The sequence below is a fragment of the Thioalkalivibrio sp. ALRh genome (genome assembly GCF_000381425.1).
In the GTDB taxonomy this organism is placed as follows: domain Bacteria; phylum Pseudomonadota; class Gammaproteobacteria; order Ectothiorhodospirales; family Ectothiorhodospiraceae; genus Thioalkalivibrio.
In genome coordinates, this window is sequence record NZ_KB906519.1 from 1,328,295 (window position 1) to 1,341,512 (window position 13,218).

The 13,218-nt window shown below is 66.9% G+C and carries 16 protein-coding genes; 7 read left to right on the forward strand and 9 right to left on the reverse strand.

Annotated features, from left to right (window positions below; all coding sequences use genetic code 11):
* Window positions 1–6: 6 nt before the first annotated feature.
* Window positions 7–2,235, reverse strand: a complete 2,229-nt coding sequence (locus F791_RS0106305) for an AsmA family protein (protein ID WP_019592359.1) — start codon at window positions 2,233–2,235, stop codon at window positions 7–9.
* Window positions 2,232–2,723: a cyclic pyranopterin monophosphate synthase MoaC gene (gene moaC, locus F791_RS0106310; protein ID WP_018139471.1), complete on the reverse strand. Its 492-nt coding sequence runs from the start codon at window positions 2,721–2,723 to the stop codon at window positions 2,232–2,234. The genes F791_RS0106305 and moaC overlap by 4 nt, the downstream gene beginning before the upstream one ends.
* Window positions 2,724–2,768: 45 nt before the next feature.
* Here moaC and moaD point away from each other — a divergent pair, with 45 nt between their 5' ends.
* Window positions 2,769–3,002, forward strand: a complete 234-nt coding sequence (gene moaD, locus F791_RS0106315) for a molybdopterin converting factor subunit 1 (protein ID WP_018139470.1) — start codon at window positions 2,769–2,771, stop codon at window positions 3,000–3,002.
* A 1-nt stretch (window position 3,003) separates the two neighbouring features.
* Entirely contained in the window at window positions 3,004–3,441 is a 438-nt protein-coding gene (locus F791_RS0106320; RefSeq protein ID WP_012983842.1) for a molybdenum cofactor biosynthesis protein MoaE, read from the forward strand.
* 214 nt (window positions 3,442–3,655) lie between these two features.
* Here F791_RS0106320 and F791_RS0106325 read toward each other — a convergent pair whose 3' ends face one another.
* The 5 genes from F791_RS0106325 to F791_RS0106345 form a co-directional block, all read right to left on the reverse strand.
* Window positions 3,656–5,008, reverse strand: a complete 1,353-nt coding sequence (locus tag F791_RS0106325) for a Do family serine endopeptidase (protein WP_018139469.1) — start codon at window positions 5,006–5,008, stop codon at window positions 3,656–3,658.
* A gap of 37 nt (window positions 5,009–5,045) precedes the next feature.
* Window positions 5,046–5,960, reverse strand: coding sequence for a DnaJ C-terminal domain-containing protein (locus tag F791_RS0106330; protein WP_019592360.1), 915 nt, complete (start codon window positions 5,958–5,960; stop codon window positions 5,046–5,048).
* Window positions 5,961–6,200: 240 nt separating this feature from the next.
* A complete protein-coding gene (locus tag F791_RS0106335) occupies window positions 6,201–6,632 on the reverse strand; it encodes an Hsp20/alpha crystallin family protein (protein ID WP_012983839.1) in 432 nt (143 codons plus the stop codon).
* Between the two features lie 101 nt (window positions 6,633–6,733).
* Window positions 6,734–6,961, reverse strand: coding sequence for a DUF2835 family protein (locus F791_RS0106340; protein WP_019592361.1), 228 nt, complete (start codon window positions 6,959–6,961; stop codon window positions 6,734–6,736).
* Between the two features lie 14 nt (window positions 6,962–6,975).
* The gene (locus F791_RS0106345) at window positions 6,976–7,839 is read right to left on the reverse strand and encodes a YicC/YloC family endoribonuclease (RefSeq protein ID WP_018174976.1); all 864 of its coding nucleotides are present in this window, start codon (window positions 7,837–7,839) and stop codon (window positions 6,976–6,978) included.
* A gap of 165 nt (window positions 7,840–8,004) precedes the next feature.
* On the opposite strand from F791_RS0106345, the gene rph reads away from it, so the two are divergent.
* From rph to F791_RS0106370, 5 genes are all read left to right on the forward strand, one after another.
* The gene (gene rph, locus F791_RS0106350) at window positions 8,005–8,733 is read left to right on the forward strand and encodes a ribonuclease PH (RefSeq protein WP_012983836.1); all 729 of its coding nucleotides are present in this window, start codon (window positions 8,005–8,007) and stop codon (window positions 8,731–8,733) included.
* Between the two features lie 278 nt (window positions 8,734–9,011).
* Window positions 9,012–9,623: an RdgB/HAM1 family non-canonical purine NTP pyrophosphatase gene (gene rdgB / locus F791_RS0106355; protein ID WP_019592362.1), complete on the forward strand. Its 612-nt coding sequence runs from the start codon at window positions 9,012–9,014 to the stop codon at window positions 9,621–9,623.
* Window positions 9,624–9,644: 21 nt separating this feature from the next.
* Window positions 9,645–10,844, forward strand: a complete 1,200-nt coding sequence (gene hemW / locus F791_RS0106360) for a radical SAM family heme chaperone HemW (RefSeq protein ID WP_019592363.1) — start codon at window positions 9,645–9,647, stop codon at window positions 10,842–10,844.
* Entirely contained in the window at window positions 10,844–11,038 is a 195-nt protein-coding gene (locus F791_RS0106365) for a CPXCG motif-containing cysteine-rich protein (RefSeq protein ID WP_018174973.1), read from the forward strand. The genes hemW and F791_RS0106365 overlap by 1 nt, the downstream gene beginning before the upstream one ends.
* On the forward strand, window positions 11,035–11,283 hold the full coding sequence (locus F791_RS0106370) for a transcriptional antiterminator, Rof (protein ID WP_018174972.1): 249 nt from the start codon (window positions 11,035–11,037) through the stop codon (window positions 11,281–11,283). The genes F791_RS0106365 and F791_RS0106370 overlap by 4 nt, the downstream gene beginning before the upstream one ends.
* Window positions 11,284–11,379: 96 nt before the next feature.
* Here F791_RS0106370 and rho read toward each other — a convergent pair whose 3' ends face one another.
* A complete protein-coding gene (rho, locus tag F791_RS0106375) occupies window positions 11,380–12,639 on the reverse strand; it encodes a transcription termination factor Rho (protein WP_012983831.1) in 1,260 nt (419 codons plus the stop codon).
* A gap of 210 nt (window positions 12,640–12,849) precedes the next feature.
* The gene (gene trxA / locus F791_RS0106380) at window positions 12,850–13,176 is read right to left on the reverse strand and encodes a thioredoxin TrxA (RefSeq protein WP_012983830.1); all 327 of its coding nucleotides are present in this window, start codon (window positions 13,174–13,176) and stop codon (window positions 12,850–12,852) included.
* Window positions 13,177–13,218 lie beyond the last annotated feature (42 nt).

The following is a 13,218-nucleotide window of genomic DNA, read 5'->3' on the forward strand; positions in this document are numbered from 1 at the left end:
GCACGATTACCGCAGGCGCTCGCGCAGGCCGCGTTCCAGCTCGCGTCGAAGATCGCGTTCGCCGGACTCTTCCGTCTCGCCTTCGGCGTCGTCACTGCGATCGCCGTCGAGGCGCTGCATCAGGCGATCACGCAGGCGCTCTTCTTCTTCGCCCAGGCGGTCGCGGACATCGTCCTCGAAGCGCTCGCGCAGGATGTCTTCCAGATCGAGCCGAAAGCTGGGGTCGCCAAAGGTACCCGAGACACGGATCGGCAGGCGGATGCCGCTCAGGTCTTCCAGGGAGCGTCCGCCCTGGCCCTCGAGAGTGCCCACGATGGTGGTGTTCACGAGGTAGTCGAGGGTGTCGTCGGTGAGATCGGCGCTGCCCTCGCCACGCACGCGCAGGAGCGGGGAGTTGGCCACCAGGTCGTCGTTGTGCACGACGCCATCGCGAATGTCGAAGGTGCCGGTCAGGTCGCTGAAGTCGGTCTGGTTGGGTTCGTCTTCTTCCAGCCGTTCACCGCGCAGGCGCGCCTCCGCTCGGCGGATCACCTGGGCGACGTTGATGCCACGAACGGCACCGTCGGAGAACTGCATGGAGCCGGAGCCGTTCAGTGCGCTGCGCAGCGCGTTGACGGTGTTTCCGCGAGTGGCGATATCGAGTTCCAGATCGCCGATGCCCATGAGCCGCGCGTCATCGCCCTGCATGTCTTCCAGCAGGGCGCCGATGTCCAGGTCGGCCAGGTCGGCCGCGAGTTCGTAGCGCGGGGTGTCTTCGCGTACGTCGACGCGCACGCGGCTGGTCAGCTGGCCTTCGTAGGCCTGCGCTTCCAGCGGGTCGATGCGCCAGTCGCCTTCGTTGGCGCGGATCTCCAGCTGGATGTTGCGCATCACCATACCCAGAGCGTCCAGGCGCTCCAGCGCCATCTCGCCGCGTACGTCGATCCCGCGCAGCAGCTCCACCGGAAGCTCGATGGCGATGTCGTCATCGTCGTCGCGTTCGCCATTCGAGGGGCCGCCCTCGGTGCGGGCCTGTTCCACTTCGGGTGGCAGGTAGCGATCGAGGTTCAGCTCGTTGCCGCTCAGGTCGAAGTCGAACAGCGGACGCTCGCCACTGGTGTCCCACCGGGCGTTGCCGGTCAGCCGTGTATCGTCGATGGTCACCAGGAACGGGCTCAGCTCCAGTGACGTCAGGCTGCCGCGGGCCGAGAGGTCCAGCGCTACACGCTTGAGGGCGTCCGGGTCATTGGTTTTGGGCGGTCCGAGACCGATATCTTCCATCAGGTCCGGGACCGAGAAGGTGTTGCTGCGCAGTTCGCTGCGCACGGCCAGCTCTTCGCCGGCGCCCAGCCCGGTCAGCTCGGTGAAGCCCGTCAGGCGCACATCACCCACGCCAACGGTTACGCGCTCAAAGCGCATCTTGGTCTCGTCAGCGATTTCCAGCGCGACGTCGGTTTCCAGCGAGACGCCGATCGGGCGCGGCAGTCCGGCGCCTTCTACGCCAAAGTTCGCGTTCAGGCGGCGGATGGAATAGCGATTGCTCAAGAGGTCCAGATTCATCAGGCCCTCCAGGTTCATCGCGAATTCGACCGGCTCGTCCAGGTCACCGCCCTCGGCGTTGACCACGGCCTCCATCTCCAGTGGTGTTTCCACCCCGGGGCGGAAGCGACCGACCTCGAGGCGGAAGGGATCCAGCGTGGCCTGCAGTCCGGTCATGCGGTCGTCCCAGTGCACCCGGGTGTTGGTCAGGGTTACACCGGCGATGCCGATGCGCTCCATGGCCAGACGCGATTCGGTGGCGGTGCGTTCCTCGCCGTTGTCGCCGGTGACGGCCTCGTCGCGGGCATCCTCGGCACGTTCGGTCAGGTCGTCCCAGTTGGTGCGCCCGTCTTCGTCGCGCGCCAGGTTCAGGCGCACGCCATCCCCCTCGATGTGCCGCACGTCCAGCTCGCGCCGAAGCAGCGGCATCACCGCCACGGAGACATCGACGACATCCAGCTCGGCGAACGGGTCGTCGCCAAAGCCCTCGGCATTGCCGAAGCGAACCTCTTCCAGGCGCAGGCCGAGGTTGGGGAAGAAGGTCAGGCCGATCGGGCCTTCCAGGGTCAGTTCGCGACCGGTGGCATCGCGGACTTCGGCCTCGATGCGCTCCTTGTAGTCGTTGGCGTCGAAGGTCGCGACCAGGTAAACGGCGACAATCACGGCCAAAAGCAACAGGATCGCGATCAGGGCCAGCAGGCGCTTGATCCATTTCATCGGGGTTCTCCTTGCGTCGTGTCCGCACGCCAGGTGCCGCTGCGGCCGCCACGCTTCTCCAGCAGGCGCACGCCATCGATCACCATGCCGCGGTCCACGGCCTTGCACATGTCATACACCGTCAGCAGCGCGGTGGAGACCGCAGTCAGGGCCTCCATCTCCACGCCCGTCCTGGCGTGGACCTCGCAGGTCGCCTGCACACGGACGGCGGTACTCTCGATATCCAGTTCCAGGGCCACCCGCGTCAGACCGATTGGGTGGCACAGCGGGATCAGGTCACCGGTACGCTTGGCTCCCATGATACCCGCGACACGAGCGATCCCCAGAACGTCCCCCTTGGCATGGCGGCCTTCGCGGATACGCTGCAGGGTCTCCGGCTGCATGTGGATGCGGCCTTCGGCAATCGCCACCCGGTGGGTGATCGACTTGTCGCCGACATCGACCATGTGCGCATGGCCTTCGGCATCGAAGTGAGTGAAATCGTTCATCGTCGCTATAATGCTTGACTTGAACCCGTGATGACAGGGGCCCGCATGACCGTAACTGTTCACTACTTTGCACGCCTGCGCGAGGAAATGGGGCGCGCCGACGAGCAGGCCGAGCTGCCCACCGAATCGATCTCGGTGGGGGATCTCTGGCGGCATCTGCATGGCGATGCCCCGCCGGAACGCCTGATGGTGGCGGTCAACCAGGAACAGGCTGCACTGGATACGGTTGTGCGCGATGGTGACGAGGTCGCCTATTTCCCGCCGGTGACCGGGGGCTGAGGTGGCCGTCGAGCTCTACAGTGAAGACTTCGACCCCTGGGCGCTGGTGGCCCGTGCAGAGCGGGATATCCCGGCCGAGGCGCGCGGGGCGGCCAGCGTGTTTGTCGGGCGCATGCGCGACTTCAACGAAGACGACACTGTGACCGGGCTGTTCCTGGAGCATTATCCCGGCATGACCGAGCGCGAACTGGAGCGCATCGTCGCCGAGGCCGAGTCGCGCTGGCCGCTGCTGGGCTGTCTGGTCGCGCATCGTGTAGGGGACGTGCGGCCGGGCGATGCCCTGGTGCTGGTGGCCACCTGGTCCGCGCACCGGATCGCCGCGCGCGATGCCTGCTCCGACATCCTGGAACGCCTCAAGCACGAGGCCCCGTTCTGGAAGCGCGAACGCCTCGCCGACGGCAGCGACCGCTGGGTCGAGAAAAACACCCCCGGCTTCTGATCCTTCCCGGCTCGAGGTGCAGTCTGCCAGGCCCGGTCATCCCGGCCGCAGCGAAGCGGAGAGCCGCGATCTCCTGCACAAGGCTGACATCAGGCCCCGAGACCCCGGATAACCGCTGCGCGCTTTCCGGGATGACGACATTGGGGGCGGCGGCGAGGTGGACGAAGCTCTGTGGGAGCCTGCCTGCAGGCGAAGCCCCTGCCAAAGCTGCGCTTTAGCGCAACGTCAGATAGAGCGTCTGATTGCCGCGGCGAAGCTGCAGCTCCAGTGCCTGGTGCGGCGATAGCTGGCGCGGCAGATCGGACAGGTGCTCGACGCGCTGGCGGTTGACCGCCAGCAGCACGTCGCCGGGGCGAATCCCCGCTCGGGCGCCCGGGGTGCCCGCCTCCACGTCGATGATGACGACACGGCTGCGACTGGCACCGGGCGGTGTGTGTTCCGCCAGGCGCACGCCCTCCAGCCGTGGATGGATCGCAGCGCCCTCGGCCTGGCGGATCTCGGGGCGTTCCAGGCGCGTGGTCAGGGTGCGCTCGCGCCCGTCGCGCAGGACCAGCATCTCCACCTCGCTCCCCACCCGCAGCAGACCCAGGCGGTTGCGCAGGTCCGCGGCATTGCGCACGGCTTTTCCGTCGATGGTCAGCACCACGTCGCCGGCCTCGATCCCGGCACGGCTCGCGGCGGAGTCCGGTTGTACGTCGGTAATGACCGCGCCCTGGGTAACGTCGAGATCGAAGGCCTGCGCCAGCGCCGGCGTCAGGTCCTGGATGCCGACGCCCAGTGCGCCGCGCTCGACGCGGCCCTCGGCGACCAGCAGATCCTGGATCTGGCGCGCCATGTTGGTCGGGATCGCGAACCCGATGCCGATGTTGCCGCCGCCGCGCGCCAGGATGGCGGTGTTGATGCCGACCAGTTCCCCGCGCAGGTTCACCAGCGCGCCGCCCGAGTTGCCCGGGTTGATGGAGGCATCGGTCTGGATGAAGTCCTCGAACCCGGAGCCGCCGAGTCCGCTGCGCCCCAGCGCGGAGACGATGCCGCTGGTCACCGTCTGGCCGAGGCCGAACGGGTTGCCGATCGCGACGACAAAGTCGCCGACGCGCAGGGCATCGGAATCCGCCAGTGGGATCGCGCGCAGGTTTTCCGCGTCGATGCGGATCACGGCGACGTCGGTTGCCGGGTCGGTACCAACCACCTCCGCCTCGTACTGGCGCCCGTCGTACAGGGTCACCAGGATCTCGTCCGCGCGCGCGATCACATGGCTGTTGGTCAGGATGGTGCCTTCGGCCGCATCCACGATCACGCCCGAGCCGAGCCCCTGACGCTCGCGTTCGCGCTGGCGCTCGGGCAGGTCGAAGAAACGGCGGAAGAACGGGTCGTCGAACAGCGGATTGACGGATTCCACCACGCGGGCGCGGGTGGCGATATTGACGACCCCGGGGATGGTGCGTTCCAGCATCGGGGCCAGAGAGGGCAGGGGCTGGCCGTCGACCTCGGCGGGGAGTTGTGCCAGGGCCGGGCCGGCCCAGGCGAGGGTCGACAGCAGAATCAGGAAAGAGACCAGCCGACGCATGCGCGCTCCTTGTGTCCGTGCACTACGTGTCCGTGAACTACGGTGTCAGCCCTGCGCGCGGGGCAAACGAGGACTGTTCCGCCATCTTGCGGTACCAGTCGCCGGCCTCGTCCTCGGGCGGGGCCTGGATCATCAGCTTCAGGTACAGGTCGCCGGGCGGTTTGCCCGGCAGGCCCTTGCCCTTCAGACGCATCTGCTTGCCGGACTGCGAACCCGCCGGGATCTTCAGGTTGACCCAGCCGTGCGGTGTGGGGACCTCGATGGTGGCGCCCAGTGCGGCCTCCCAGGGGGTGATCGGGATGTCGCGGGAGAGGTTGCGGCCCTCGACGCGGTAGCGGCTGTCGGGCTTGATGCGAATCTCGAGCAGCAGATCGCCAGAGCCGCCGGTGCCCACGCCCGGGTCGCCCTGGCCGCGCACGCGCAGGCGCGAGCCGTCCTTGGCCCCGGCCGGGATACGCACGCGCTGCACGCGCCCGTCGGCATCGTTGACGGAGATCTCCGTGCCCTTAAGGGCCTGATCGAGCGTGATCTCGACCTTACCCTCGCGGTCGGCACCACGCATGTTGAAGCCGCCCGCACCGCGGCGACGGCCCGCGCCACCCATCCCGGCGCCGCCGAAGATGGACTCGAAGAAGTCGGAAAAGCCGCCGAAATCGGCTCCGCCTCCGGCGCCCGCGCCACGGTGCTGGGCCCAGCCGTCCCATCCAGGCGGCGGACGAAAGTCCTGCCCCTGGCGCCAGTTGGATCCGAGCTGGTCGTAGGCCTTGCGCTTTTCCGGGTCGCCGAGGGCCTCGTAGGCCTCGTTGACCTCCTTGATTCGGGTCTCGGCATCCGGGTCCTTGCTGACGTCCGGGTGATACTTGCGCGCCAGCTTGCGGTACGCCTTCTTGATGGCGTCCTGGCTGGCGTCGCGGCTGACGCCGAGGATCTTGTAGTAGTCCTTGTATTCCATTGCACTCCCAGAGTTGCCTCTGTCCGATCCCCGGGGGACACCCGGATCCCTTGGTGGTTGTCGGCCCGTATCCGATCTTTCCCATGATAGCCGGGATTCGGCTGTCACCCGTGCATCGGCTTCATGAAACGGGTGGCGATGATCCTGTTGCCGCCATCAAAAAACGAGGCGCCGCCCGCTTGCGCCGGCAGCGCCCGAATTCCGGCAGCCGTGACGGCTGCCGGCAGGGTTGGTGCCGGATCAGCCCGTGATCTCGATCCGGCGTGGCTGTACGCGTGCCTGTTTCGGAATGCGAACCTCCAGCACCCCGTTTTCGGAGCGCGCGGAGATGTTTTCGGCATCCGCGGTGTCCGGCAGCGAGAAGCGGCGGAAGAAGGTGCCGCGCACCCGCTCGATCCGCTTGTAGCCGTTCTTTTCCTCTTCGCTTTCGTGCTTGCGCTCGCCGCGCAGGGTCAGCACGCCGTTCTCCATGTGGAGTTCGATGTCCTTCGGGTCGACGCCGGGGATGTCGGCGTGCAGCACGTAGGCATCGGTCTCTTCGCGGATATCCACGGCAGGCGCCCAGTCGGACGTCGCGGCGGAGTCGTCCGTGCCGGGCATATCCGGCATGCGGCCGAGTTCGCGCGACAGCTGACCCAGCAGGCTCCACGGTTCGTAACGCATCATTGTCATGGCTTTACCCTCCTCTTCCGGGTGTCAACTCTGACTCACCCATGGAGATAGGGGCCGCCGGGTAAATTTCAAGGGGTGGGAAAGGGGGCTGCGGCGCGCTGTCAGGGCCGTGTGAGGCGGCGGAAATCCAGCAGGCGATGCTGGTCGTCGGTGGCCAACTCGAACACGCCATAGACGCCGCGCTGGTCGAGGTGCTGACGCAGCAGCCGGGCGGGAAACTGCACGCTGATGCCGCCTTCCGACTCGGCGTAGACGACCGCCGCGCGCCCGGTGTAGTAGTCCTCCATCTCGTGGCGCGAGATGGACAGGTGCACGCGGTAGCGATGCATTAAGGAAGCACCGATTATTCGAGGTTCTGTACCTGCTCGCGCATCTGCTCGATCAGGACCTTCATCTCGACGGTCGCGCGGGTGATCTCCAGGTCATGCGACTTGGAGGCGAGGGTGTTCGTCTCGCGGTTGAACTCCTGCATCAGGAAATCCAGGCGCCGCCCGCTGGGGCCGTCCTTGTCCAGGATCTCGCGCACCGCCTTCACGTGGCCGTCGATGCGATCCAGCTCCTCGGCGATATCCAGGCGTTGTGCCAGCAGCGCCACCTCCTGCTCCAGCCGCTTCGGGTCCAGGCTCAGGTCCAGCTCGTTGATGCGGCTCAGGGTGCGTTCGCGCTGTTCGACCAGCATCGGCTCGCGCCGCTCGCGGATGAACATGACATGCTCGGCCAGGGCCTCCAGGCGATCGCGCAGGCCGTTGACCAGTTCCTGGCCCTCGGCCTCGCGCATTGCCACCAGGGCGTCGATCGCGGCGTCGAGCTCGGCAAGAACGGGGGCCGCAAGGCGGTCGGCGTCGATTTTCGCCCCCTCCAGCACCCCGGGCCAGGCGAGGATATCCAGCGGCGACACGCTGGCATCGTGTTTCATCATGTCGGCGACGGATTCGGTCGCCTCGATCAGCGACTGCACGCGGTCCACGTCGAATGCGGTGGGCGAGCCGCCCGACTGGCCGCGATCGCGCAGCACCACATCGACCTTGCCCCGACTCAGCCGTTTCTTGAGGCGATTGCGCACCTCGGGCTCCAGCGCGCGGAGGGCCTCCGGCAGGTGGATGCGCAACTCGAGATAGCGATGGTTGACGCTCTTCAGTTCCCAGTCGTAAACGCCCTGGTCCAGCGTCATCGGCTGCCGGGCGAAGCCGGTCATGCTCGCGATCATAAGGTCCCCTGTTGATAGCCCTGCGCGTGGTAACAGCCCGGTGCGCGTGTGATTTGCTGGCGTCTTCGGCCGCCTTTGCCCCAGATCCGCCGCGGGCGCGCTCATGTGAGAGCCTCTCCCGTCTCCCGTATACTGCGCGCCACTCCAATCTAGCAAGGATCAAGCATGCGACCCAGTGGCCGACAAGCCGACGAGATGCGCCCGGTGCGTTTTACCCGCCATTTCACCCGGCACGCGGAGGGTTCCGTGCTGGTGGAGTTCGGCGACACCCGGGTGCTGTGCAACGCGACCATCGAGTCGCGCGTGCCGCCGTGGCTGAAGAACAAGGGTCGCGGCTGGGTGACGGCGGAGTACAGCATGCTGCCACGCTCGACGCACGACCGCATGGCGCGCGAGGCCGCGCGCGGCAAGCTGGGCGGACGCACCATGGAGATCCAGCGTCTGATCGGCCGCTCCCTGCGCGCCGTGGTTGACCTGGAGGCCCTGGGCGAGCGCCAGATCATCGTCGACTGCGATGTCATCCAGGCTGACGGCGGGACCCGTACCGCCTCGATCAGCGGTGCCTATGTCGCCCTGCGCGACGCGATCCGCAAGGCGCGCGAGCAGGGCATGATCCGCAAGGACCCGCTGCACGGGCACCTGGCGGCGATCTCGGTGGGCATCTTCAACGGTGCGCCGGTGCTCGACCTGGATTACGACGAGGACTCCCAGGCCGAGACCGACCTGAACCTGGTGATGAACGAGGCCGGCGGCGTGATCGAGATCCAGGGGACGGCCGAGGGCCATGCCTTCCGCCGCGACGAGCTGAACCAGATGCTGGATCTGGGCGAGAAGGGCATCCAGCAGATCGTCGAGGCCCAGCGGGCGGCGCTGGCCAAGGGAGACACTGATTGATGGACACGTTCGCGTTGGCGCCCCATGTTTCCCGAGACCAGGCGCGGCGTGCAGTCGGTAGTGGTGCTACCGGCAAGCGGCGCAACGCAGGATCGGGGAACATGGGGTGCCAACCCCACAAATTCTTGACGGACGGGGCTCGGCCGATTTTGCTCGCTGACTGCGTTGCGGCTCGCTTATGTAGCTCGGCTACACGTCGCTCACCACGCCTTGTCAGCACGCAAAATCGACTCGAGCGCGAACGTGTCCATCAGTCAGTGTCTCCCTGGGGCTGAGCCATGGACCCATCCCGTCGCGTCGTCCTCGCCACCGGCAACCCCGGCAAGCTGCGCGAGATCCGGGCCCTGCTGGAGCCGCTGGGGCTGGCGATCGAGCCGCAGTCGGAGCACGCGGTGCCCGAGGCCGACGAGACCGGGCTGACCTTTGTCGAGAACGCGATCCTCAAGGCACGCAACGCCGCGCAGCATACCGGCCTGCCCGCGATCGCCGATGACTCGGGCCTGGAGGTCGACGCCCTGCGCGGCCAGCCGGGCATCTACTCCGCGCGTTATGCGGGGCCGGAGGCGGACGATGCCGCGAACAACGCCAAGCTGCTGGAGGCGCTGGCGGGCGTCCCCGAGGCCCAGCGAGCCGCGCGGTTTCGCGCAGTCGTCGTGTTTCTGGAACATGCCGAGGACCCTTCGCCGCTGATCGCCGAAGGGGTCTGGCCGGGCCGCATCGTCGAGCAGCCCAGCGGTGCCAACGGCTTCGGCTACGACCCGCTGTTCTTTGTGCCCGAGGAGGGCTGCACCTCGGCCGAACTGCCCCCGGAGACGAAAAATCGCCTGAGCCATCGCGGCCAGGCCCTGGCCAAACTGGTGGCACAACTGCGGGAACGTGCCGATCACTGAGCCGGCGCCTATGCTCGCGGGATGAGCGTATTCCCGACCCCGCTGGCGTTGTACGTGCACCTGCCCTGGTGCGTGCGCAAGTGCCCGTATTGCGATTTCAACTCCCACGAGCCGCGGGGCGAGGCCCCGTTCGACGCGTATGTCGAGGCGCTGATGCGCGACCTCGAGTCGCAGCTGCCGGATGTCTGGGGGCGGCGCGTGGACAGCGTGTTCATCGGCGGCGGCACACCCAGCCTGTTCCCGCCCGAGGCGCTGGCGGACCTGCTCTCCGGTCTGCGTGCGCGGCTGCCCCTGCGCCCGGATGCCGAGATCACGCTGGAGGCCAACCCGGGCACTGCGGATCGCGCGTACTTCCATGGCTACCGCGAGGCCGGGGTCAACCGGCTGTCGCTGGGTATCCAGAGCTTCGACGACGCCATGCTCGAGCGACTGGGGCGCATCCACGGCGGGGCCGAGGCCCATGCCGCGGTCGAGTATGCCCGCGGCGCCGGGTTCGACAACATCAACCTGGATCTGATGTTCGGCCTGCCGCAGCAGTCTGTCGAGGCTGGGCTGTCGGACCTCCAGGCCGCGGTCGATCAGGGACCCGAGCACATCTCCTGGTATCAGCTGACCCTGGAGCCCAACACCTATTTCGCAGCCCGGCCCCCGGTATTGCCACCGGATTCCACGATCGAGGAATTGTTCACACAAGGACAATGTGTGCTGGCTGCGGCTGGCTATACTCGATACGAGGTTTCCGCGTACGCCACGAGGGGGCGGGAATGCCGGCACAACCGCAACTACTGGACGTTCGGCGACTACCTCGGCATCGGGGCCGGGGCCCATGGCAAGTTGACACTGCCGTCCCAGGGGCGGGTGTTGCGGCGGACCAAGCCGCGCCAGCCCGCGGCCTACCTGGAGACGCCCGAGCAGCACCGCGACCAGGCGGTCCCCGAGGCCGAGCTGCCGTTCGAGTTCATGCTCAACGCGTTGCGTCTGGTGGAGGGAGTGCCCGCGCATTGCTTCGAGGAGCGCTGCGGCCTGGACCTGACTACGCTGGAACCGGCGCTGGGCACGCTACGGGCAGAGGGTCTGCTGGTGTCCGATCCGCAGCGCCTGCAGCCGACCGAACGTGGCCTGGCCTTTCTCAATGACATTCTGGAGCGGTTTTTGCCGGAAGACATGGCGGGTGTGACAGCCGGGGCCCGGGTCATAGCGGGCCCGGAGGAGGTGCGGTGATGCGACCGGTGGAGTTTGTCGGCTTTACCTGCCCCTGGTGTGGCGAACCGGGCGAGACGACGGTGGACATGGTCAGTGCGGACCAGGAATGGATCGAGGACTGCGCCGTGTGCTGCGCCCCCATCGTGTTTCGGCGCGTCGAGTCCCCGGACGCCGAGATCCCGCAGGTGGAGGCCATTCGGGAGGGGGGATGAGTGTGACCCCGCCGTACACGCCGATTGCCTGCGAGCGCTACTCCGAACTGGAACTGGCGATCCTGCGCGGGCAACACCTGCGCACCCACTGGCGCCGGGGCGAAATGGATCGGATTGCGGTGGTGCGGCCGCTGGATCTGCGCACGCGGCGCGGGGCCGAGTATCTGATCCTGCGTGACGCCGAGGGTCGGCGGCAGTGGTGGCGGCTGGACCGCCTGGTCAGCTTCGAGCCGGTGCCCGGCTGATACGCCGTCCTTGCACGGCGAGCGCCTGGCCCGCCCCTGGAGATCGCTGCGCTGGCGCTCGCGATGACGGGAGGCGGGCGCGGGGCCCGCTTCGCGTCAGCTGCGCTTCATCTGGTCGAAGAACTCGGAGTTGGTCTTCGAGGACTGCATGCGACCGAGCAGGAATTCCATCGCCTCGATGTCGTCCATCCCGTGCAGGAACTTGCGCAGGATCCAGAGCTTTTGCAGCTCGTCCGGCGCGGTCAGCAGTTCTTCGCGGCGGGTGCCGGAGCGGTTCACGTTGATCGCCGGGTAGATGCGCTTCTCGGCGATGCGGCGCTCCAGGTGCACTTCCATGTTGCCGGTGCCCTTGAACTCCTCGTAGATCACCTCGTCCATCTTCGAGCCGGTCTCGACCAGCGCGGTGGCGAGGATGGTCAGGCTGCCGCCTTCCTCCACATTGCGCGCGGCACCGAAGAAGCGCTTCGGACGGTGCAGGGCGTTGGCGTCCACGCCACCGGTCAGCACCTTGCCGGAGCTGGGGGCGACGGTGTTGTAGGCGCGCGCCAGGCGGGTAATGGAGTCCAGCAGGATCACCACGTCGCGCTTGTGCTCGACCAGGCGCTTGGCCTTCTCGATCACCATCTCGGCGACCTGCACATGGCGCTGGGCCGGTTCGTCGAAGGTCGACGAGACCACTTCGCCCTGGACCATGCGGTCCATCTCGGTGACTTCCTCCGGGCGCTCGTCGATCAGCAGCACGATCAGGTAGCACTCGGGGTAGTTGGTCGCGATGCTCTGGGCGATGTTCTGCAGCATCAGCGTCTTGCCCGCCTTGGGCGGGGAGACGATCAGGCCACGCTGGCCCTTGCCGAACGGCGCCACGATGTCGATGACGCGGGCGGTGATGTCCTCGGTGGAGCCGTTGCCGCGCTCCATGCGCATGCGCTTGGAGGGGTGCAGCGGCGTGAGGTTCTCGAACAGCACCTTGTGCCGGGCATTCTCCGGTGGTTCGAAGTTGATCTCCGAGACCTTCAGCAGCGCGAAGTAGCGCTCGTTGTCCTTGGGCGGGCGGATCTTGCCGGCGATGGTGTCGCCGGTACGCAGCCCGAAGCGTCGAATCTGGCTGGGGGAGACGTACACGTCGTCCGGCCCGGCCTGATAGGAGCTGTCGGCGCTGCGCAGGAATCCGAAGCCGTCGGAGAGGATCTCCAGGACTCCGTCACCGTAGATGGCTTCACCGCTTTTGGCATGGGCCTTCAGCAGGGCAAAGATGATCTCCTGCTTGCGGGCGCGGGACATGTTGTCGATGCCTTTTTCTTCTGCAAAGGCGACGAGATCGGCAGCGGACATCCGCTTCAGTTCGGTCAGGTTCATTCGTGGGGTGCTGTGTTCAACGTGGATGATCGGCGACCGGGGATGGCCGCTCGGCTTGCCTTGGATTGAGTATCGGGGGCAGGTTGCGGTCTGGCGACCGCCTGAACTGAACCGATGGTAAGCGACGCGCCCGCTTGGGGCAAGGCCTGGTGGCGTCGTTTTTTTGGTACTGCAACCCCGGGGCCGCATGCGACCCCGGGGTATGCCGGATCAGAGGTGCTGGTCCAGGAAAGCGGTCAGCTGCGACTTGGACAATGCGCCGACCTTGGTGGCTTCGACATCGCCATTCTTGAACAGCATCAGCGTCGGGATCCCGCGAATGCCGTACTTCGGCGGCGTGGACGGGTTCTCGTCGATGTTCAGCTTGGCGACTTTGACCTTGCCGGCGTATTCTTCGGCGATTTCATCCAGAATGGGGGCGATCATCTTGCAGGGCCCGCACCACTCGGCCCAGTAGTCCACCAGGACTGGCTGATCCGCCTTCAGGACGTCTTCGTCGAAACCGGCGTCTGACGTGTACACAATTTTGTCGCTCACTCCGAGCCCTCATCACTTGGGTTGGGGGAACAGCCCGCAACG